This window comes from Paralcaligenes ureilyticus (genome assembly GCF_004346225.1).
GTDB classification, from domain to species: domain Bacteria; phylum Pseudomonadota; class Gammaproteobacteria; order Burkholderiales; family Burkholderiaceae_B; genus Paralcaligenes; species Paralcaligenes ureilyticus.
Genome location: NZ_SMAJ01000004.1, coordinates 167,742 through 187,277, shown reverse-complemented (window position 1 = coordinate 187,277; position 19,536 = coordinate 167,742). Strand labels below are relative to the sequence as shown.

The window sequence follows — 19,536 nt, the reverse complement described above, 5'->3', positions numbered from 1 at the left end:
ATTGGATGTAAAGGTATAAGCTTGGCCTACAGACAACTGTCGCGGATACGACATTCATGCATTTCCTAGGGTAAACACCCATGCAACTCAAAGAATCCTTGCAAAATGCGGCGGCGTGGTACGCCTTGCTAACAGACGTGCAGCAAGCGCGGGTCTTGCGCGATATATCGGTGGTTCATTTCTCGGCCGGCGCCATGATCGAGCGCAAGGGCGAGATGGCGTACGCGTGGATAGGCGTTCTGGATGGCCTGATCAAGGTGTCGGTGGGCAATTCCGACGGCAAAATGGCTTCTTTGACCGGCGTGCCCGCCGGGGGCTGGATCGGTGAAGGGTCGCTGCTTAAGCGCGAGGCACGCAAATACGATGTGGTGGCGCTGCGCGATTGCACCATCGCACGCCTGCCGGCGGCGTGCTTCGATTGGCTGCTGGATAACAGTATTCCGTTTAACCGCTATTTGCTGCACCAGCTTAACGAGCGGGTGGCTCAGTTTATAGGGAAGGCGGAGTACGACCGGCTGCTGGCGCCCGATGCGCGGGTGGCGCGCTGCCTGGCGGAGCTATTCAATCCTTTGCTGTATCCGGGCCAGGGGATGCGCCTGAATATTACGCAAGAGGAAGTCGGCTACCTGGCCAGGATTTCGCGCCAGCGCACCAACCAGGCGATGCGTGTTCTGGAGGCCGCAGAATTGCTGCGCATCGAGTACGGGGCGGTGCAGGTTTTAAGCCTGGAGGGGTTGAAGCAGTATGGGATGTAGGTGGGGTATTACGCGTCCGCATAATTGCGCTGGCCGAAAATGGCGGAGCCGACGCGGATTTCGGTTGAGCCTTCTGCTATGGCCCATTCGAAATCGCCGCTCATGCCCATGGACAGGCGGGTCAGGTCTTGCGCGCCCTCGGCCCGCATCCGGTCGCGCCACAGACGCAGGCTGGAAAAGCACGCCCGCACCGCGGCTTGGTCGGGGGAATTGACGGCCAGCGTCATCAAACCTTTGACGCGCAGGCAGTCGAACGCCGCCAGTTCTTTTAAAAACCCTGGCAATTCGGTGGGCTCCAGGCCGAATTTGCTGGGCTCGGTGGAGGTTTTGATCTGCACCAGCACGTCGATGGCCCGGCCTTCAAGCTGCAGCCGCTGCTCCAGCGCGCGCGCCAGCGATAGACGGTCGAGCGACTGCACTTCGTCCACGAACCGCGCGGCTTCTTTGGCTTTGTTGGTTTGCAGATGCCCTATCATGACCCAGGACACGGCGGAATCGCTGAGCTGCGGCGCTTTCTGGCCGATCTCCTGAGTCTTGTTTTCGCCGAAACGATTCAGGCCGAGCGCCATGGCCTGGCGTATTTCGTCGATTCCGAAGGTTTTGCTGACCGGCAATAGCGTTACCTCGGCGGGCGATCGGCCCGCCTTGGCGCAGGCGCCGGCTATGCGTTCGCGCACCCGGGCCAGGCGGCTTTCCATGGAATCAGTTGTGGACATGTCTAATTAGTGCCTTGAAGGGGGATGGCACCCACAAGGGGTGCCGCTACAAAAACCTGCCGGGGCGTTATACGGAAACCTGCCGGGGCGTTATGTAGCGCCACCCCTTGTGGGTGGCAAAACCTTGATAATCAAGATCGTATCTTGCGTCGGTGACAGGCACAAGGCCTGTCGCTACGTAGATGTTAGCGCACCATGCCCGCGGCGGCGGTTTGGTGTGTGGCGGCATCGATCAGGATGAATGAGCCGGTGGCCGGCTGCTCGGTGTAGGGATCCAGGGCAAGCAGGTCGCGCGACACCAGGGTTACGCGGCCAATATCGTTCAGGGCCAGCGTGGCTCCGGCCGCGACGGCGACATGCTGCAGTTCATGGATATCGCGGCGCGTATGCACGGCCTTGATTTTGGCCTGGGTGACTCGCGTCCCTTGTTTTAGCCAGTATGATCGCACCTGGCTTAGCTCCTGCCGATCGAGCCAGCAAAGATCGGCGTCGAACTCGCGGCTGACGCGAATTGGCGCATGGGCGGCCACGATCAGGTCTCCGCGCGACACGTCGATGTCGCCATCGAGCACGATGGCGACGCTGTCGCCGCCCACCACCGACTCGACATCGCGATCGAATTGCACGAGGCGCGCGACTTTGGCCGTTTGTCCCGAAGGCAGCACCTTGACCGCATCGCCCACACTCAACCGGCCGCCCGCAAGCTGTCCGGCAAAGCCGCGAAAATCATTTACGTTGTGGCCGCCATGACGTATGACCCACTGCACGAAGAATCGCGCGGCGGTTTGCGTGTCAGGCGCGGCCGTCGGCAGGTTTTCCAGCAGGGACAACAAGGGAAGGCCGTCATACCAGGGGGTTTTGTCCGAGCGTTCCACCACGTTGTCGCCCTTGAGGGCCGACATCGGAATAATATGAAACCCGGCAATGCCCAGCTTCTGGGCCAGCGCCGCGTAGGCTTCGCGTATCCGTTCGAAAATCTGCGGGTCCCAGCCGACCAGATCCATTTTGTTGACCGCTACGACAATGTGCCGCAGGCCCAGCAACTGGGCCAAGGCGCTGTGCCGCTTGGTCTGCGGCAATAGTTCGCCGTCCACCACACGGCTCGCGTCGATCAGGATGATCGCCACCTGCGCGGTCGAGGCGCCCGTTACCATATTGCGCGTGTACTGTTCATGCCCTGGGGCATCGGCCACGATGAATTTGCGCCGCGGCGTCGCAAAATAGCGATACGCCACGTCGATCGTAATGCCTTGCTCGCGCTCGGCTTCGAGCCCGTCGGTCAGCAACGACAAGTCGATCTCGCTGGCGGCGACGCGCTTGTATTTGGAACGCGTAATGGACTCAAGCTGGTCGGCAAACACGCCTTTGCTGTCATACAGCAAGCGCCCGATCAACGTGGACTTTCCATCGTCGACCGAGCCTGCCGTAATCAGGCGCAGCACGCTGGAGTTGGCGGCCGACAGCCACGATTCGTTGATTGCGTTCATTAGAAGTACCCCAGTTTTTTGCGACGCTCCATCGAAGCGTCGGAAGTTTGATCGTCCATGCGCGTAGCGCCGCGCTCGGTAATGGTGGTCACCGCGGTTTCGGCAATGATGGCCCCGGCATTGCTGGCCGTGGAGGCCACCGGGCAGGTGCAGGAGATATCGCCAACGGTGCGAAAACGCACCGTCAGGGTTTGCGCGGTTTCGCCGTCCCGAAGAGGGGTCAACGGGGTCAGCGGCACCAACAGGCCGTTGCGCTGGATGACCTCGCGCTCATGGGCGTAATAGATGGAGGGCAGGCTTAAGTCTTCGCGTTGTATGTACTGCCAGATGTCCAGCTCGGTCCAGTTGGAAATCGGGAATACGCGCATGTTTTCCCCCTTGTGAACCTTGGTATTGAACAGGTTCCACAGTTCGGGGCGTTGCGCCTTGGGATCCCATTGGCCCGATTCGCCGCGAAACGAGAACACACGTTCTTTCGCCCGGGCCTTTTCTTCGTCGCGCCGGGCGCCGCCTATGCACGCATCGAAACCAAACTCTTCGATGGCTTCGAGCAGGGTCGTGGCCTGCGCCGCATTGCGCGAATCGGTCGCCCCCCGCAACACCACCGTGCCGCGCGCAATGGAGTCTTCGACGCGGCGCACGATCAAACGCTCGCGCAGTTCGGCCACCCGGCGATCGCGAAACTCGATCACTTCGTCAAAGTTATGGCCCGTGTCAATATGCAGCAGGGGAAACGGAAAGGCCGCCGGATGAAATGCCTTTTCGGCCAGGCGCAGCAGCACCACGGAATCTTTGCCGCCCGAAAAGAGCAGCACCGGCCGCTCGCATTCGGCAGCCACCTCGCGCAAAATATAAATGGCTTCGGCCTCCAGCCAATCCAGATGCGTGCGTTCAGCGATCTTGCCCATTGTGTTCCTCAGTGAATTCAGTATCTAAAATATCCGCGCCGACTTAGGCTCTATCCGCGTCGACTTAAACCCTATTGGCGCTTACTTAAACCGTTTGCGGGTCAATCGCCTTCAGGTTGCCGGCATGCAGGCCGCATTCTTTGGATGTCCTCTGCTCCCACCACCATCGACCCGCCCGCGCGTCTTCGCCGGGCCTGACCGCCCGGGTGCACGGGTCGCAGCCTATCGACGGATAGTGCTGGTCATGCAGCGGGTTGTAGGGGATGTTCAGCGCGCGGATGACCGCCCAAACCTGCTCTTCGGTCCACAGAGCCAAAGGGTTGTACTTTTGCAAACCGAACACCGGATCGAATTCGGACTCGGCCAGCTCGACGCGCGTAACAGACTGGCCGCGCCGCTGCCCGGTAAGCCAGGCCGAATGGCCCTGCAGCGTGCGCCGCAAGGGCTCCACCTTGCGTATGGCACAGCAGGCCTTGCGCAAATCCACGCTTTCGTAAAACGCGAACTCGCCGAACTGCGCGACATGCTCATGCACCGCGGCCGGATCGGGCTTGATCGCCTTCACCACCACGCCGTAACGCTCGGCAATCGTGTCTATCAGCCCTAAGGTTTGCGCGGGCAAACGCCCGGTGTCCAGGGTAAAGACCTCGATCGGAGCCTGAGCCTGCACAATGGCGTGAAGCAGCAGCATGTCTTCGGCGGCAAGAGACGACGCAAACACCGCGTCATGGTGATCGGCCGCGATGGCCGCCACCTGGCCCAGCAACTTGTCCCACTGTCGCAACGTTGCGGGGTCGAACGTAGAATGAAAAGTAGTCACGGTGAGCCTTGCTGGGGGGCACTTGCGCCAGTGCCGGCCGCGGGCCCAAGGTTTCGGCCTGCGGCGATTGCCGCAAGAGCCCGATTTAAAGGTACAGTCTGAACGTAGTGATGTGGCAAGGGAACGACATATTGGTTGGCTGCATATCGCTATCGGACATTAATTCAAAAACACATAAGTTCATGCGCGGGGCGGGCTGGCGGCGGGTTTTGCCGGGCTGTATAAGACAGAAGGAATGGCAGCCACGAGGGCTGCCGCTACGGGGGGCACACACCAGGAAACACGGTTATTACAGGTCGTTCGTATGATGCGTCACTATTTATTTATAAAGCATTTAATTGGGGACAGAATACATTTGCCGCGGTAAACTGCCGCATCGGATTTTTTCAACTTGTCTTTTCAATTCATCGTTACTACCACTCGCGAGGCCACACCATGTCGACGCAACCCACTCATGCCATTCCTTCCTACCTTGATCAGAAAGACCCCGGTCCGTGGGGCATTTATCTTCAGCAGGTCGATCGGGTTGCGCCTTACTTGGGACGTCTGGGCAAATGGCTGGAAACTCTCAAGCGACCCAAGCGGATTCTTGTCGTCGACATTCCAGTAGAGCTCGACAACGGCACCATTACCCACTTCGAAGGCTATCGCGTACAGCACAATATCTCGCGCGGCCCCGGCAAAGGCGGTGTGCGGTTCCACCAAGACGTCACCCTATCCGAAGTCATGGCGCTGTCAGCCTGGATGTCGGTAAAAAACGCCGCGGTCAACTTGCCGTTCGGCGGCGCCAAAGGCGGCGTACGCATCGATCCGCGCAATTACTCGATGCCCGAACTCGAACGGATCACGCGGCGCTACACCAGCGAAATCGGCGTCATCATCGGGCCCCACAAAGATATCCCGGCGCCTGACGTCAACACCAACGCCCAAACCATGGCGTGGATGATGGATACCTACTCCATGAACGAAGGTGCCACCGCAACCGGCGTCGTAACCGGCAAGCCGGTGTCCTTGGGCGGCAGCCTGGGGCGCGTCGAGGCCACCGGGCGAGGCGTATTCGTGGTGGGCAGCGAAGCGGCGAACGACCTGGGCATCCCGCTAAAAGGGGCGCGCGTCAGCGTGCAGGGCTTCGGCAATGTGGGCGGTACCGCCGCACGCCTTTTCTACGAACAGGGCGCCAAGGTTATTGCGGTGCAAGACCATACCGGCTGCGTGCATAACTCAAATGGCCTGAACGTACTGGCCCTGCTCAATCACGTAGAGCAAACCGGCGGCGTGGCGGGCGCGGCCGACAGCGACACTCTCACCCCGGCCGAATTCTGGGCGCTCGAAACCGAGATACTGATCCCGGCGGCGTTGGAAGGCCAGATCACCAAGCACAATGCCAACTCGATCAAGACCCGAATTCTGGTCGAGGGCGCCAACGGCCCGACCACTCCGGAAGCCGACGACATCCTCAACTCCAAAGGCACGCACATCGTGCCCGACGTGGTCGCCAACGCCGGCGGCGTGACGGTCAGCTACTTTGAGTGGGTACAGGATTTTTCAAGCTTCTACTGGACCGAGGCAGAGATCAACCACCGCCTGGAAGCGATGATGCGCACGGCCTACACCGCCATTTCGGCAGTGGCCAAAGAGCACAAAGTCACTATGCGAACCGCGGCGTTCATTGTGGCTTGCTCACGGATACTGGAAGCGCGGGAAGTGCGCGGTTTGTATCCTTGATGTTGTAGGGGCGACCCTTGTGGTCGCCATTGGCATTCTATAAACGCCGTCTTGGTTGGGGGCGATTTTGGCAGCCACAAGGGCTGCCACTACAAATGCGTACCGGCAGCTCATGTAGCGGCAGCCCTTGTGGCTGCCATTTTTTATTTCATGCTGTCATCAGCATCGAATCTGACTGAACCACGCTGAGGCCCGCCACAGCGAGTTTCCCTAGGAATCAAGTGGATTCACCATACGTCATGATGTACCCCTATCCGATTTGCCCAAGAAGCCGCTCGATAACGTCGCTCGCCTGCCGCTGGCGCAACGCCCTCGCTTCGCGCTGCTCGGGGTCTTCGCCCTCGCCAAGCTCGAATTTGGCGACCGACACCGGGCCATCTTTGCGATAGCCTTCTGTTTTTTCGTCCTGTACGAAACGACTGCGCAGGATCGCCAGCGAGGCCTGGATCACCGCACCGTGCTTGCCGTCGCGTTCCTTACGGAACACTTCAGCGACTTCGTCAATCCCCTCGGGCGCATGCTCGAGGCAATAGATCAGGTCGTGCGCATCCTTGCGCTCAAAACGCTGGTCGAACGCAAACGACTTCAGACAGGTAAAGCTGACAAGATTGGCGTGTTTGATCTTCTCGGTCGCCACGCCGTTTCCGCCCAACAATTCGGCCTGAATCTCGGTGATCTGGTAGAGGTCGAAGACGATGGACGAATGAGGAATATTCAGCGCAGAAATCGTGCCCTCAGTCGGCAGAGGCTGCACCTTACCACCGGTGATGTTCGGCGCATCCGCGAGTAACTCCAGCACCATCAGCGCACCGCGTTCAGTGCGCGCTTGCCAACGCCAGGAGAGTTTTTTCCCGGCCTCGTTTTCGGCGCGCTCGAAGCCCATTTTCTTAAGGTTGTCCTCCAGTGTGTGATACGCCTCGGTGTCGGCCAGGATTTGCAGGTCGATCACAATATCGACATCCAGTGTGCCGGCATGCGCGGGAACCACTGGAGGCCGGGCGGTGACCAGGTACCTCGGCGTCAGGCCACCGATCAGATAGACCGAGTCCTTCCACGGACCCAGCCCGCGCAGCAACGTCACGAGGACGCGTTCGCAGTCGAGGGTGTACTCGTCGCTATAGCCATAGAGGGTTGCGGGTTTGGCCATCAGAAGCCGATCCTTTCTTTGCGCAGATGCTCGGCCATTTCTTTGAAACGGCCTTCGCCGCGCAGCAGGTCGAGATAGACCAGGACCGGACTGGCCAGCCAGATACCGCCGACTTGTTCACGGAACAGCAACTCACCGGACGACTTCGCTTCGATGATTGCCAGGTTGGCGCCTTCGTTGACGACGCGTGCGCCGAGGTCGGCAATTGCTGCGTCGGCGTTTGCTCCGATCAGCAACCGGGTGCGCACCTGGGAGACGCTGGAAAGAAACGGCGCGTAGCGCTGCGCGGCGGCTTCGTGACTGATCGCGTACTCGGCATCATGGGCGTCGAAGACTTCGCCGACCCGCTCCAGCAACGTGTCCGTCTTCGCGGCGGGCACGTAGTAGCGACGCAGGTCCGGTGGACGAAGGGATGCGAGTTGGTTCGCCCAGGCATCCAGCAAGGCTGCGGGTTCGCGAAGATGGCGCTCCTTGCTGGGCCCTTGTCCGCGCGATACCAACCAGTCGAAACGTTCCAGCCCTGTCAGTACCTGTGAAGCGGTGGCCGGGGACACCATCACCTGTTGCGCAAGCTCCTTAACGCCGAACCAGTCCTGATGCCGGGCCAGCAAAGCATGAAGCACCTGCGCGCGCCTCCCCGAGAACAGGGAGCGAACCGACTTCGCAAGAGTCTTGGGCGGCGGCTTGTCGATGTAGAAATATGCCCCCGGCGCAGGCAAATAGAGGCTGCCGCCGCTGTCATAGTACCCGACGCGCTCGTTTCTGAGCAGTTCCTTGGCCCCCGGAGAAATGGACTCGGCGACCAAGAGCGACAGGGATTTCTTGCCCTGTCCGTTAGGATGGCCGTGACTGGGTTCCTTGAACTGCCAGAGCACCTGACGGACGTCTCGTGGATAGACGGCTTTCTTGGCTTCGATCAGCAAGATGAAGGACTTGCCCCCGACACGCAGGTCGATCTGGGCGTCATGCCTGCGGCTGCCGGCCGAGCCAGCGGGCTCCCGGTGATCTAGGTCGGCATGTACCTCCGGCAGTTCCCGGAGGGCTTCGAGAAACCCCTCGACCAATTGCCGTTCAGCCATCGAGGACTCTGGCATCATAGTAATTTTGGCCTATTTGCTGTTCAGTAAATAATTGAATTATAGCAAATATTCAGCATTATTTAAATATTTACTGTGCAGTGAATAAGCCTGCGGTGTCTCGGCGTGCCGGCAGCTCATGTAGCGGCAGCCCTTGTGGCTGCCATTTTTTTCCCCCGCCGACCCACTCTCCCTAATTGGGCCTCATATGTGTCGCCGCCACGACTTTTTTCCATTTGGCTAAATCAGTCTTCACCAGGCTACCCAACGCGGCCGGGGTGCTGCTTTCCACGGTGGCACCTTGCTCGACGAATTTCTTCGCGACTGTCGGATCTTTCAACGCGTCGTTCAATGCCACATTCAGTTTGTCAATGATAGGCGCAGGCGTTTTTGCGGGCGCAAACAGGGCGTACCACTGATCGACCGACACATCAATACCCAACTCCTTTAGTGTGGGCAAGTTTTTAAACAAGGGGGAACGTTTCTCACCCACGACCGCCAGGCCTCGAACCCGCTTGCTCTCGATTTGCGGCGCTCCGGTAAACAGGCTGGGAAACATGACCTGTGTAGTGCCCGCAATCGTGTCCATCATTGCGGGAGCCGAACCCTTGTAGGGAACATCCTGCATGACTGTGCCGGTGACCAGCTTGAACAATTCACCCGCCGCGTGCGGCGCCGTGCCCGTGCCCGCCGAAGCATAATTCAAATTGGCACCGGGCTTTTTGGAATACGCGATAAGCTCCCGCACCGTTTTAACCGGCACGGCGTCATTGACCACCAACAGGGTCGGCGAAGTGGCCACTTCGCCTATGGGCGAAAAATCGTTGACCGGATCGTATGAAACCTTTTGAATGGCCGGATTAATCGCGTGCGTCGCAATATAGCCAAACAGAATCGTGTAGCCATCGGGCTTGGCGTGAGCGACATAGGCCGATGCAATGGCACCACTGGCGCCAGGCTTGTTTTCGACCACCACCGACTGGCCCAGCTCGCTCGACATCTTTTGAGCAATAATGCGCGCCATGCCGTCGTTGCCGCCGCCAGGAGCTGTCGGCACGACTATCGTTAGCAGGTGGTCGGGGAAGCCGGCATCTGACGCAAATGCAACATTTGCGACCGTGCATGCCAGGGTCAGCGTTGCCGCTATGGCAAATTTCATTTCAAACTCCTTTTTATCTGCAAAATATAAACTAGGAAGCCAGCTCAGGCACGGACACCGACCCTTTCATGATTCTTCTTGCCGTTCTAACAACTCCGGCCCTTCGGATATGCGGCTGCCCACCCTCTACAACCATTTGAAGCGAGATCTCGATCTGGCCTGAAGGATGCTCGACGGTCACCGTTCCGCCCAATGGCGGGGCCGTCGCGCCCAACTCGTGAGAAACCGTGCCCGGAAGAACAAAACTGCTGGCCACGCCAATGGCCCCGGTTACAGCATGCGCCGTGTGGCAGCGGTGCGGCGTAAAGTATCGCGACCGTATCGAATTTCCATTCGCACCCGCGCTGACCAGCGCCGGTTTAGGGATCACACTGTTGGTCACATCGCCCAGCCCCATGCGCCGGCCCGCCTCGAGGCGCAAGCTTTCAATGCGCCGCATCAGTTCCATATTCACGTCGAGTTCATGGGGCGTTTCGTCGCCTCTTATGCCCAGCGAGCTGGCCGCGACCACCATAAGAGGCATGGCCACGTCGATGCAGGTTACGGGAATTCCGTCGATCATGTCGATCGCAGACCCTGTTGGAAAAACGGTTCCGGTCAAACTGCCTTCGGCATTCAAGAAATTAAGAATCACGGGAGCGCTGGTGCCCGGCACGCCGTCGATACGCGTGTTGCCCTCATAGGTCACACGGCCGTTGGGCGTCTTGACGACGGCTTCGATGACCGTCTGCGTATTCACGTTGAAAACCCGCACCGTGGTTTCGCCCTGGCCGGCCAGGACCATCCCCTGTTCCAGCGCAAACGGCCCCACGGCCGAAAGCATGTTGCCGCAATTAGGCCTGGTATCGACCAAGGCTCGGTCGACGGCCACTTGCGCAAACAGGTAATCCACATCGCAATCGGGACGAGTCGAGCGTGAAATAATCGCGACCTTGCTGCTCAAGGTATTGCCGCCGCCCAGGCCGTTAATTTGCAAGTCATTGGGCGAGCCCATGGCCGCAATCAGAACGCGATCACGCTCGGCAATATCGGCGGGCAAGGCGTCTGCACAAAAGAAAGGGCCTTTGGAGGTCCCGCCACGCATCAGCACACAGGGTATTTCTTTTTCCATGTGAATATGATGCAATCCCGTCATGAATTAGTGAAGTGCAACTTTAACAAGGACTATTGCATGGCACGCATCAATTTTGATCTGCAGGAGCTCCAGGCATTCGTCGCGGTTTCCGAGAAACTGTCATTCAGGGGAGCCGCCGATGAGCTTAATATCTCGGCCCCGGCGCTTAGCCGGCGCATCGAAAAGCTGGAATCGATACTGGGCGTAAAGTTGTTCGAGCGCAGCACCCGACATGTCATGCTTACCAATGTGGGGCGTATATTTCTGGATCATTCACGCAGCGCGCTGGATGAACTGGAAGGCGCCATGCTGGGGATAGCCGATCTGGCATCGCAACGACGCGGGGTCGTGACTGTCGCCTGCGTCCCGTCAGCCGCCTATTATTTCTTACCGACGGTCATTGCCAGGTTTACCAAAAGCTATCCACAAATCCGGGTACGCATCCTGGACGAAAGCGCCAATACGGTCCTGAATGCGGTCATCAACCGGCAGGCCGACTTCGGCATCAACTTCATCGGCACCCAAGAGGCAGACCTGGAGTTCGAGCCCATCTTCACCGAACGTTTTGTATTGGCTGTTCATACCGGGCATCATCTGTCCAGAAGGCGAAAAATTCGCTGGGAAGAGCTTTGCGACGAACGCTTCATGACCGTAGGAAAATCCAGCGGCAACCGGGTTCTGATCGACTCCGCCCTGGCCCAAAGCGCACGCCGCCCCACCAGCTTTTTCGAGGTGGCCCACGTGTCATCGCTACTGGGGCTGGTTGAAGCGGGCCTCGGGGTAGCCGCCGTACCACAGCTTGCCCTGCCCGCCAAGAACCACTCTACCTTGAAGGGCATCCCGTTGATCGACCCCGAAGTCTCAAGAACATTGGGCCTGTTGTGCAGGAGGAATAACCCGTTGTCACCTGCCGCAAAGGTTTTGTATGCGTTGATCAAAAAGGAAACCGACCGGCGCTGATCAGGAGCCCTTCTCCGGGTAAAATCGCTGACGACGCAATTGGATAGACACCAGCACCCATTCGCACAGCTAAAGCCGCCCCGTCTTGTTTAACTAAACATTCTCTATAGCCAAACAGCCATGACCCAGCCCAAAATGCCTCATATCGTTTTATTAGGAACCGGCGGCACCATCGCATCGACAGCGTCCGGATCCACCGCGGTGACCGATTACGAGGTGACCGAGGGGGTTGAATCCTTATTGAAGGCAGTCCCTGAAATCGCCAAGCTGGCCAAAGTCAGCGGCGAACAGCTGTTCAATGTGGAAAGCTATGCCATCACCAACAAAATGCTGCTCAAGATGGCAAAGCGGGTCAATACGCTGCTGGCCGATCCGAATGTCGACGGTATCGTCATCACCCATGGAACGGACACGCTTGAAGAATCGGCTTATTTTCTTAACCTGACCGTCAAAAGCCACAAGCCCGTGGTCGTCGTGGGCGCCATGCGGCCCGGCTCGGCCATCAGCGCCGACGGCCCCTTGAATCTCTATCATGCAGTTTTATTGGCCTCCCACCCCGAAGCCAGCGGCCAAGGCGTCCTGGTCGTGCTTAACGATCGCATCCACGCCGCCCGCTTTGTCAGCAAGGCCAATACCACCCAGGTCGACGCGTTCCGCTCTTACGACCAGGGGTGCGTCGGCTACATCAATGACCAGCGGGTTCATTGGTTCCAAACCGCCACACGCCTGCACACCATGCAAACGGACTTCGACGTATCGGGCGCAAAGGCCTTGCCGCACGTCGATATTATTTACGATCATCAAAGCGCGGGCCTGCACCTGTACGAAGCATCGGTGGCGGCCGGAGCACAGGGGATCGTCCTCGCCGCATCCGGCAACGGCAGCTTGTCGCCTCAAGCGCAAAAGGGCGCCAGGTTGGCCGCACAACACAAGGTTATGTTTGTTCGATCCAGCCGCGTGGGCTCAGGGCTGGTCTCGGCCAGCGCCAGCGATGCCAGGCGGCACCTGATTTCGGCCGATTCATTGAACCCGCAAAAAGCGCGGATACTGCTTATGCTTGCATTGGGGATCACAACAGACAGGAAAACGATCCAGTCGTATTTTGATCGTTACTGAGCCCGCCGCCTGCGCTACTTCCGCTTTTCATGCGCCCTGGATAAGGGTAGTTCCCTCATTATTTCCAGCAACAGCTCAACACTGGCGGGCAAAGGGCGCGACGCTTCGGTAATGGCGCAAATCGTATTATGAAAAGTTGGGCTGGCTTTCAGCTCGCGCAGCGGATAACGTTTACGAACCAAGCCGGCATAATGCTCCGGCAATAGCCCTACGTAGTTCCCGGTGGCAACAAGCACGGCAATCGCCTCCAACCCTCCGGCATCCGGCCCCCGCTTGAATCGATTGGCGCCAATTGCCTCGTCAATAAAAGGATGAGACCGGTGCACCAGCGGCATATCTGCCGCCTGCGCCTCGCTGACCTGCGCTGAAACATAAAACTTATGATTTTCAACGAAAAGCGGTTGATAATTGAAAACCCGGTCTTTTTTGTACTGGCCTCGAATCCCAAGCTGGACCCGGCGCTCGCGCAGCGCCAGATTCAGCTGCGCATGCGTCATGACCAGGATTTCCGGACGAATATTCGGCGCACGGCGGTTAAGCTCGGCTAACGCCTCAGGCAATTGACACAGAGGATCGGTCAAAACGTGCTCAACCATGCCAATCGTCACGGCGCCGGAAAGCACGCCACGCACGGCGTCGATCTCGGGCCGAATTTTTTCGAGGGTACGCAAGGCGTTCAGTGAAACATCCAAAGCTACGGCCCCAGCCGTTGTCAGCTTGAACCCCGCGGGGCCACGTTCGCAAAGCCGTACCCCAAGCCGCTCTTCCACCTCTCTGACATGGCGGCTTATTGATGCTTTCGACATGTTCAACTGCCGCTCGGCGCCGGAAAACCCCCCTGCTTCAGCTACGGCGCAAAAAACCCGCAAAGACCGGAGGTCCCGCTCAGTCAATAAACGCTGTTTATCCGCCATAAAAAGGTTCCATTTTTCAATACCATATCATTAAAAAAATCATTTTTCACGGATATTTTTAATCACTAAACTGCATCGAACTTCCTAAGAGGACGAGACAATGAAACACTCCAGTAAAAAAATGTTTGCCGGGTTTGCGTTAATCGCCGGCCTGGTCGCTGCAGGCAGTGTCTATGCTGAAGGCGGAACCATCGCCAATATAAAAGCGCGGGGTCAGCTTACCGTGGGCACGGAAGCCGCTTATGAACCCTACGAATTTATCAAAGATGGCAACGTTGTCGGCTACGGCAAAGACATCCTGGGCTACATGACGCAAAAACTCGGCGTCAAGCTGAACCAGTTGAATCTACCGTTTCAAGGCCTATTGCCAGGCCTGATAGCCCGCAAATTCGACTTTGTCGCAACCAGTGTCGGCATCACTGAAAAACGAGCCGCAAAATTCGCGTTTACCGAGCCCATCGGCGAAGTGCGATCCATGCTGGTGGTTAAAAAAAGCAACAAAGCCATCGCAAAACCCGAAGACATTATTGGCAAGGTCGTGGGCACGCAAATGGGATCTTTGGCGCAACCAGCCATTCAAGACTTCAACAAGCAATTGGAAGCCAAGGACCACAAAGGGTATGCGGATCTGAAGCTGTATCAGTCCTACCCCGATGTATCCGTAGCGCTGTCAAACGGAACCATTGATGTAGGAGTACTGCCTTCGAACGTGCTGTCCATAGAAATGCGGCAAAGGCCGAATGATTACACCATCATCGGCGAAGTCGGCGCACGAAAATTATTGGCCTGGGTCGTCAACCCTAAAGACCCCGACATCCGCACGTTCATCAATCAAACCATTGATGAAATGCGAGCCAACGGAAAACTGGCCGAGCTGCAGAAAAAATGGTTCGGCCAGACCATGGACTTGCCAGCCGCCAACTATCTCCCACCCGGCGCGCTGTAACCCGGGAAGCCGCGACCATGCTCGATTTCTTGACTATTCACGGAGCTTTGAACCCTTTTTATGAAGGAGTACTCAAAGCGTCCAGCATCACCATACTAACGAGCGTGGTGGGTTTCATGATCGGGCTTGTTTTTGGCGTGTTGTTGCTGATTATCAGGGCTACCTGTTCGGCCCCACTCAAAGCCTTGGTAAAAATCTACGTCAGCGCCATGCGCGGCACCCCGTTGCTAATCCAATTACTTATTGCCTATTACGTCATTCCTTCCGTACTCGACATTCAGCTAACCCCCATCGAAGCCGGCATATTGGCGCTTTCCCTGAATACCGCGGCCTACATCAGCGAAATTTTAAGAGGCGCCTTGTCGACCCTTTCGTGGGGGCAGGTTGCCGCCGCACGGGCGCTGGGGATGCGGGGCTGGACCACATGGCGGTATATCTTGCTGCCCCAGATATTTCACCGCTCTTTGCCGCCGCTCACCAACGAATTCACCATCTTGGTAAAAGCGTCATCTTTATTGTCCATTATTTCTGTTGCCGAACTGTCAACGCTGGCTCGCAACGCCAATCTTCAAAGCAATTTGCCGCTCCAGGTATTTGCCGCGACGGCCGTCGTCTATTTCATTATTTTGTTCTGCGCCTCGTCCCTATCAAGGGTTATAGAACGACGTATTGCCAAGGTGCTGCCAAATGCCCATTGATTTCGAAATCATCCGGAGCGCCATACCGGTATTGCTGAAAGGGCTCAAGATCACAATGCTGGTTAGCATTATTGGCATCCCCTTGGGCATCCTGGCCGGCACGCTGTTCGCCTACATGGCCGAAAGCAAACAGAAAATCGCACAAATCATCGCCAAGGTTTATGTCGAGCTGGTACGCAATATTCCCTTCCTGATTATTATTTACCTATCGTATTTCGGCCTTCCCTCTCTCGGCTTAATGACCTCCGCGTTCTATGTCGCCGTGGGCGCCACCGCGTTCTATTCCGGCGGCTATTTTTGCGAGATTATGCGCGCGTCCCTGCACAGCGTGCCCAAGGGGCAGATTCAGGCATCTAAATCATTGGGCCTGTCGACATGGGCCACTCAGCGCCATATCGTGATCCCACAACTATTTTCTTTTTTGATCCCTCCTACTACCAGCCTGATCATCATGATGTTCAAGGACACAGCCATTTTTTCCGTCATTACGCTGCCCGAGCTGACATATCAGAGCAATCTATTAACGGCAGATACCTTTGCCTACGTCGAAATTCTCGGATCAGCCGCGCTTATTTATTGGATCTGCAGTGCGACTCTCGACTTCGCTAGCCAGTACCTCGAACACCATCTGGCACGCTGGAAGCATAGATAAACCTCAACGCGATCCATCCATTTCCAGCCTAAGGACTTATTCATGGAACAATTAACCGTCGCTCCTCGCACCGGACACAAAACGTTGCTGTATTCGGAGCTCGTCACCAATTTAGAGAACCTGCAAGCCGACATCGCCATTCTGGGCATGCCCTTCGGGTCAGCCTACGGCCCACGATCCTATACCAACGATCAAACCAACGCGCCACAAGCCATACGCGACGTATCCGACCGTATCGTACGTCACCCGGACCACTATGACTTTGACATCGATGGGCCGCTGCTGCAAGGTCGCGACGATATTCGATTCGTCGATTGCGGGGACGTCCTGCCCGACCTGAACAAGCCGGGCGACCATTATCGCCGTGTAGAAATCGCAGTCCGCGAAATTTTGAAAACCAAGGCGTTGCCGATTGTGCTGGGCGGCGATCATGGGATCACCACTCCCGTATTGCGAGCCTTCAGCGACCTGGCCCCTATTACATTGGTTCACGTAGACGCGCACCTGGATTGGCGCGATGACGTTAATGGCATCAAGGATGGCCTCTCCAGCCCTATCCGCCGTGCTTCGGAAATGACCCACGTTGCCAAAATAGTGCAAATTGGCCTGCGTGCGCAAGGAAGCGGCCGACCTGAAGACTACGAATTCGCCAAAAATTACGGCGCCGAATTGATTTCTGCCTATGAATTGCACGAAGTCGGCATGCAAGCGGTGCTGGATCGCATCCCCGACGGCGGGAATTATTATCTCAGCATCGACGCCGATGGGCTTGACCCCACCATCATGCCCGCAGTCGACGGCCCGGCGCCCGGCGGAGTCAGCTTTATCCAGGCGCGGCAACTTATTCACGGCTTGGTCAAGAAGGGGCGCGTTGTCGGGATGGACATTGTGGAGATACAGCCCAGCAAGGACAACGCCAGCAAAGTCACCTGCGTGACGGCCGGACGACTGATCGTCAACCTGATTGGCGCCTCGATCAAAGCAGGTTACTTCGACAAGAAATAAGAACCTGGTCCGCAGCCTGACTCGGCAGCCCCGCCAACTGTCGCGGGCTCTCGAAACGGCGTGGCTCGCCGCTGAAGGGATCGACAAACTCTATGGCGCGGGCCAATAGCTGCAAGGGATGATCGAAGTCGTCGATGTCCTGATAAGGCTGCTGCTTCGGATAGAAGCCATCGTTGCATATCGGAACCCCTAAGGCGCTCATATGCACGCGCAACTGGTGCTTGCGTCCGGTGCTGGGCAAAAGCCGATAACGCGCAAGGCCGTTATGGTGTTCCAGCAATTCAATGCGAGTTTCGCTATTGGGCTCGCCCTCCACCTCTTGCACGGTAAAGGCTGAAGGCCTGGGCTGGATGCGGCTGCGGCGCACGCAAGGCAGATTCAGATCGGCGTCAAAAGGCGCAATCGCTTCGTACTCTTTTTGCACCTGGCGCGATTGGAACAAGAACTGATAGGCCCCGCGGCTTTCCGGATCGACGCAAAACAACATCACACCTGCCGTATCGCGATCCAGGCGGTGAATGGGGCTTAGCAAGGGTAGATCGAGCATATTGCGCAAGCGCGACAGCGCCGTTTCCCGTAAGTAGCGGCCGCCCGGCGTACTGGCTAGAAAATGCGGTTTGTCGACCACAAGCAGGTGTTGGTCGCGATGCAGCACGGGTAGGTCAAAGGGCACGATCGGTTCGTCCGGCACCTCGCGGTAGTACCAGAGCCAGCGCTGCGCCACGTAAGGGCTATCCAAATTTTGTGCGCAGCCCGCCTCGTCGACGATATCGCCATCGGCCAGACGGCGGCGCAAAACATCGGATGGCACGTAAGGAAACCGTTGCAGCAGAAATTCCAGCAGGCTGGCCCAGGAACCCGCTGGTGAAAAGACCCGGCTGGGCGTCACCCCGCCGCGTACAGGCAAGGGAGGATGCGTCATGAACTTGGCCCGGCCAGATTTCAATGTGCGATGCCTTTCAAGTTTCTTGTAGCGCCACCCCTTGTGGGTGGCATTATCCCGTCAATTAAAACGATACTGCGTTCCCTGCCAGATGCCACCCACAAGGGGTGGCGCTACATTATTCACGGTTATATCCATTATTCACGGTTATATCCATCATTCACGGTTATATCCATCATTCACGGTTATATCCATTATTCACGGTTATATCCATCATTCACGGGCATATTCATTTTCACGGGCATGCCCACCCGTTCATTTGCCGGGCATCCAGTCCAGTATGACTTTGCCGCTTCGTCCCGACAGCATGGCGTCAAAACCGGTACGGTATTCGTCGACGGGATAGCGGTGGGTGATGATGGGCGACAGGTCCAGGCCGCTTTGCAGCATGGCGACCATTTTGTACCAGGTCTCGAACATCTCGCGGCCATAAATGCCCTTGATCTCCAACCCCTTGAAAATCACTTTGGTCCAGTCGATGCCGAATCCCGCAGGCGGTATGCCCAGCATGGCGATTTTGCCGCCATGATTCATCTGCTCGAGCATGGACGTGAACGCACTGGGCGCGCCCGACATTTCCAGGCCAACGTCAAAACCTTCGGTCATGCCCAGCTCGCGCATGACCGAGGGCAAGGATTCGGTCGTTACGTTAATGGCGCGGGTGGCGCCCATTTTTCTGGCCAGATCGAGCCGGTAATCGTTCACGTCGGTAATCACCACGTTGCGCGCACCCACGTGGCGGGCAATCGCCACGGCCATGGCGCCGATCGGCCCGGCACCGGTAATCAGCACATCTTCACCCACCAGATTGAAGGCCAGCGCCGTATGCGTGGCGTTGCCATAGGGATCAAAGATGGCTGCCAGGTCGTCGGACACATCGTCGGGTATCTTGAAGGCATTAAAGGCCGGAATCGCCAGATACTCGGCGAAAGCGCCGGGCCGGTTCACACCTACCCCTTGAGTGTTGCGGCAGAGGTGGCGGCGGCCTGCCCGGCAATTGCGACAGAAGCCGCAGGTGATATGCCCTTCGCCCGACACCCGGTCGCCGATCTTGAAGCCGCTGACTTCCTGGCCGATTTCAACGATTTCACCCACGTACTCGTGGCCGACCTGCATAGGCACGGGTATCGTCTGGCTGGCCCATTCATCCCATTTCCAGATATGGATGTCGGTGCCGCATATCGCCGTCTTGCGTATGCGTATCAGTACATCGTTATGGCCTACTACAGGCCGCTGCACGTCGGTCAGTGTCAAGCCTACCGCCGGTTCCAGTTTTGCCAGGGCTCGCATTGTGCGCTCCAGGAAAATGCATTCAAAGGGTGGCACCCCTTGTTGTAGTGGCACCCCTTGTGGGTGCCAGATTAACGATCAAGAGGTGCCTATAAAACAACGACC

Annotated in this window: 19 protein-coding genes; 8 read left to right on the top strand and 11 right to left on the bottom strand. The window is 57.6% G+C overall.

Translation table 11 applies throughout. The features are described 5' to 3' along the window. The first annotated feature begins 80 nt into the window (after nucleotides 1-80). On the top strand, nucleotides 81-755 hold the full coding sequence (locus EDC26_RS07705; protein ID WP_132581173.1) for a Crp/Fnr family transcriptional regulator: 675 nt from the start codon (nucleotides 81-83) through the stop codon (nucleotides 753-755). A gap of 8 nt (nucleotides 756-763) precedes the next feature. On the opposite strand, the gene EDC26_RS07700 is transcribed toward EDC26_RS07705, so the two are convergent. The 4 genes from EDC26_RS07700 to EDC26_RS07685 form a co-directional block, all read right to left on the bottom strand. After that, entirely contained in the window at nucleotides 764-1,471 is a 708-nt protein-coding gene (locus tag EDC26_RS07700; protein ID WP_132581171.1) for a YggS family pyridoxal phosphate-dependent enzyme, read from the bottom strand. Nucleotides 1,472-1,656: 185 nt separating this feature from the next. Continuing rightward, the gene (locus tag EDC26_RS07695) at nucleotides 1,657-2,958 is read right to left on the bottom strand and encodes a sulfate adenylyltransferase subunit 1 (RefSeq protein WP_132581169.1); all 1,302 of its coding nucleotides are present in this window, start codon (nucleotides 2,956-2,958) and stop codon (nucleotides 1,657-1,659) included. Then, a complete protein-coding gene (gene cysD, locus EDC26_RS07690; RefSeq protein WP_132581167.1) occupies nucleotides 2,958-3,866 on the bottom strand; it encodes a sulfate adenylyltransferase subunit CysD in 909 nt (302 codons plus the stop codon). Before cysD ends, EDC26_RS07695 begins: the two co-directional genes overlap by 1 nt. Nucleotides 3,867-3,951: 85 nt before the next feature. Then, nucleotides 3,952-4,686: a phosphoadenylyl-sulfate reductase gene (locus EDC26_RS07685; RefSeq protein WP_132581165.1), complete on the bottom strand. Its 735-nt coding sequence runs from the start codon at nucleotides 4,684-4,686 to the stop codon at nucleotides 3,952-3,954. A 435-nt stretch (nucleotides 4,687-5,121) separates the two neighbouring features. On the opposite strand from EDC26_RS07685, the gene EDC26_RS07680 reads away from it, so the two are divergent. Next, nucleotides 5,122-6,411 carry a Glu/Leu/Phe/Val family dehydrogenase gene (locus EDC26_RS07680; protein ID WP_132581163.1) on the top strand — a complete coding sequence of 430 codons (1,290 nt, stop codon included), beginning with the start codon at nucleotides 5,122-5,124 and terminating at the stop codon, nucleotides 6,409-6,411. Nucleotides 6,412-6,661: 250 nt separating this feature from the next. Here the strand turns inward: EDC26_RS07680 and EDC26_RS07675 are convergent, their stop codons facing one another. The 4 genes from EDC26_RS07675 to EDC26_RS07660 form a co-directional block, all read right to left on the bottom strand. Then, nucleotides 6,662-7,558 carry an antitoxin gene (locus EDC26_RS07675; RefSeq protein WP_132581161.1) on the bottom strand — a complete coding sequence of 299 codons (897 nt, stop codon included), beginning with the start codon at nucleotides 7,556-7,558 and terminating at the stop codon, nucleotides 6,662-6,664. Further along, nucleotides 7,558-8,637: a type IV toxin-antitoxin system AbiEi family antitoxin gene (locus EDC26_RS07670; protein ID WP_243700831.1), complete on the bottom strand. Its 1,080-nt coding sequence runs from the start codon at nucleotides 8,635-8,637 to the stop codon at nucleotides 7,558-7,560. The genes EDC26_RS07675 and EDC26_RS07670 overlap by 1 nt, the downstream gene beginning before the upstream one ends. Nucleotides 8,638-8,827: 190 nt before the next feature. Beyond that, nucleotides 8,828-9,793, bottom strand: a complete 966-nt coding sequence (locus tag EDC26_RS07665; RefSeq protein ID WP_132581159.1) for a Bug family tripartite tricarboxylate transporter substrate binding protein — start codon at nucleotides 9,791-9,793, stop codon at nucleotides 8,828-8,830. 31 nt (nucleotides 9,794-9,824) lie between these two features. Continuing rightward, nucleotides 9,825-10,904, bottom strand: a complete 1,080-nt coding sequence (locus EDC26_RS07660; RefSeq protein WP_132581157.1) for a 4-oxalomesaconate tautomerase — start codon at nucleotides 10,902-10,904, stop codon at nucleotides 9,825-9,827. A gap of 60 nt (nucleotides 10,905-10,964) precedes the next feature. Here EDC26_RS07660 and EDC26_RS07655 point away from each other — a divergent pair, with 60 nt between their 5' ends. Next, complete coding sequence (locus EDC26_RS07655; protein ID WP_132581155.1) at nucleotides 10,965-11,867, top strand: LysR family transcriptional regulator; 903 nt, start codon at nucleotides 10,965-10,967, stop codon at nucleotides 11,865-11,867. Between the two features lie 99 nt (nucleotides 11,868-11,966). Beyond that, on the top strand, nucleotides 11,967-12,983 hold the full coding sequence (locus tag EDC26_RS07650; RefSeq protein WP_341802611.1) for an asparaginase: 1,017 nt from the start codon (nucleotides 11,967-11,969) through the stop codon (nucleotides 12,981-12,983). A 14-nt stretch (nucleotides 12,984-12,997) separates the two neighbouring features. On the opposite strand, the gene EDC26_RS07645 is transcribed toward EDC26_RS07650, so the two are convergent. Continuing rightward, entirely contained in the window at nucleotides 12,998-13,897 is a 900-nt protein-coding gene (locus tag EDC26_RS07645; RefSeq protein ID WP_132581151.1) for a LysR family transcriptional regulator, read from the bottom strand. Between the two features lie 100 nt (nucleotides 13,898-13,997). Between EDC26_RS07645 and EDC26_RS07640 the strand changes: the two genes are divergently transcribed. From EDC26_RS07640 to EDC26_RS07625, 4 genes are read left to right on the top strand one after another with little or no spacing between them, the layout of a single operon-like run. Beyond that, nucleotides 13,998-14,843, top strand: coding sequence for a transporter substrate-binding domain-containing protein (locus EDC26_RS07640; RefSeq protein ID WP_132581149.1), 846 nt, complete (start codon nucleotides 13,998-14,000; stop codon nucleotides 14,841-14,843). Nucleotides 14,844-14,860: 17 nt separating this feature from the next. Then, complete coding sequence (locus tag EDC26_RS07635; protein WP_132581147.1) at nucleotides 14,861-15,541, top strand: amino acid ABC transporter permease; 681 nt, start codon at nucleotides 14,861-14,863, stop codon at nucleotides 15,539-15,541. After that, nucleotides 15,531-16,193: an amino acid ABC transporter permease gene (locus EDC26_RS07630; protein WP_132581145.1), complete on the top strand. Its 663-nt coding sequence runs from the start codon at nucleotides 15,531-15,533 to the stop codon at nucleotides 16,191-16,193. Before EDC26_RS07635 ends, EDC26_RS07630 begins: the two co-directional genes overlap by 11 nt. A gap of 42 nt (nucleotides 16,194-16,235) precedes the next feature. Continuing rightward, nucleotides 16,236-17,198 carry an agmatinase gene (locus tag EDC26_RS07625; RefSeq protein ID WP_132581143.1) on the top strand — a complete coding sequence of 321 codons (963 nt, stop codon included), beginning with the start codon at nucleotides 16,236-16,238 and terminating at the stop codon, nucleotides 17,196-17,198. Here EDC26_RS07625 and EDC26_RS07620 read toward each other — a convergent pair. Together EDC26_RS07620 and tdh are read right to left on the bottom strand one after the other, a co-directional pair. Next, entirely contained in the window at nucleotides 17,170-18,120 is a 951-nt protein-coding gene (locus tag EDC26_RS07620; protein WP_132581141.1) for a pseudouridine synthase, read from the bottom strand. The two genes, EDC26_RS07625 and EDC26_RS07620, sit on opposite strands and share 29 nt — an antisense overlap. 276 nt (nucleotides 18,121-18,396) lie before the next feature. Beyond that, nucleotides 18,397-19,431, bottom strand: coding sequence for an L-threonine 3-dehydrogenase (gene tdh, locus EDC26_RS07615; protein WP_132581139.1), 1,035 nt, complete (start codon nucleotides 19,429-19,431; stop codon nucleotides 18,397-18,399). Between the last annotated feature and the right edge of the window lie 105 nt (nucleotides 19,432-19,536).

Excerpts from the sequence above, each read along its gene's own strand:
- EDC26_RS07705 (WP_132581173.1), top strand. The coding sequence starts at position 81 with ATGCAACTCAAAGAATCCTTGCAAAATGCGGCGGCGTGGTACGCCTTG.
- EDC26_RS07700 (WP_132581171.1), bottom strand. The coding sequence starts at position 1,471 with ATGTCCACAACTGATTCCATGGAAAGCCGCCTGGCCCGGGTGCGCGAA.
- EDC26_RS07695 (WP_132581169.1), bottom strand. The coding sequence starts at position 2,958 with ATGAACGCAATCAACGAATCGTGGCTGTCGGCCGCCAACTCCAGCGTG.
- cysD (WP_132581167.1), bottom strand. The coding sequence starts at position 3,866 with ATGGGCAAGATCGCTGAACGCACGCATCTGGATTGGCTGGAGGCCGAA.
- EDC26_RS07680 (WP_132581163.1), top strand. The coding sequence starts at position 5,122 with ATGTCGACGCAACCCACTCATGCCATTCCTTCCTACCTTGATCAGAAA.
- EDC26_RS07675 (WP_132581161.1), bottom strand. The coding sequence starts at position 7,558 with ATGGCCAAACCCGCAACCCTCTATGGCTATAGCGACGAGTACACCCTC.
- EDC26_RS07670 (WP_243700831.1), bottom strand. The coding sequence starts at position 8,637 with ATGGCTGAACGGCAATTGGTCGAGGGGTTTCTCGAAGCCCTCCGGGAA.
- EDC26_RS07665 (WP_132581159.1), bottom strand. The coding sequence starts at position 9,793 with ATGAAATTTGCCATAGCGGCAACGCTGACCCTGGCATGCACGGTCGCA.
- EDC26_RS07660 (WP_132581157.1), bottom strand. The coding sequence starts at position 10,904 with ATGGAAAAAGAAATACCCTGTGTGCTGATGCGTGGCGGGACCTCCAAA.
- EDC26_RS07655 (WP_132581155.1), top strand. The coding sequence starts at position 10,965 with ATGGCACGCATCAATTTTGATCTGCAGGAGCTCCAGGCATTCGTCGCG.
- EDC26_RS07645 (WP_132581151.1), bottom strand. The coding sequence starts at position 13,897 with ATGGCGGATAAACAGCGTTTATTGACTGAGCGGGACCTCCGGTCTTTG.
- EDC26_RS07640 (WP_132581149.1), top strand. The coding sequence starts at position 13,998 with ATGAAACACTCCAGTAAAAAAATGTTTGCCGGGTTTGCGTTAATCGCC.
- EDC26_RS07635 (WP_132581147.1), top strand. The coding sequence starts at position 14,861 with ATGCTCGATTTCTTGACTATTCACGGAGCTTTGAACCCTTTTTATGAA.
- EDC26_RS07630 (WP_132581145.1), top strand. The coding sequence starts at position 15,531 with ATGCCCATTGATTTCGAAATCATCCGGAGCGCCATACCGGTATTGCTG.
- EDC26_RS07625 (WP_132581143.1), top strand. The coding sequence starts at position 16,236 with ATGGAACAATTAACCGTCGCTCCTCGCACCGGACACAAAACGTTGCTG.
- EDC26_RS07620 (WP_132581141.1), bottom strand. The coding sequence starts at position 18,120 with ATGACGCATCCTCCCTTGCCTGTACGCGGCGGGGTGACGCCCAGCCGG.
- tdh (WP_132581139.1), bottom strand. The coding sequence starts at position 19,431 with ATGCGAGCCCTGGCAAAACTGGAACCGGCGGTAGGCTTGACACTGACC.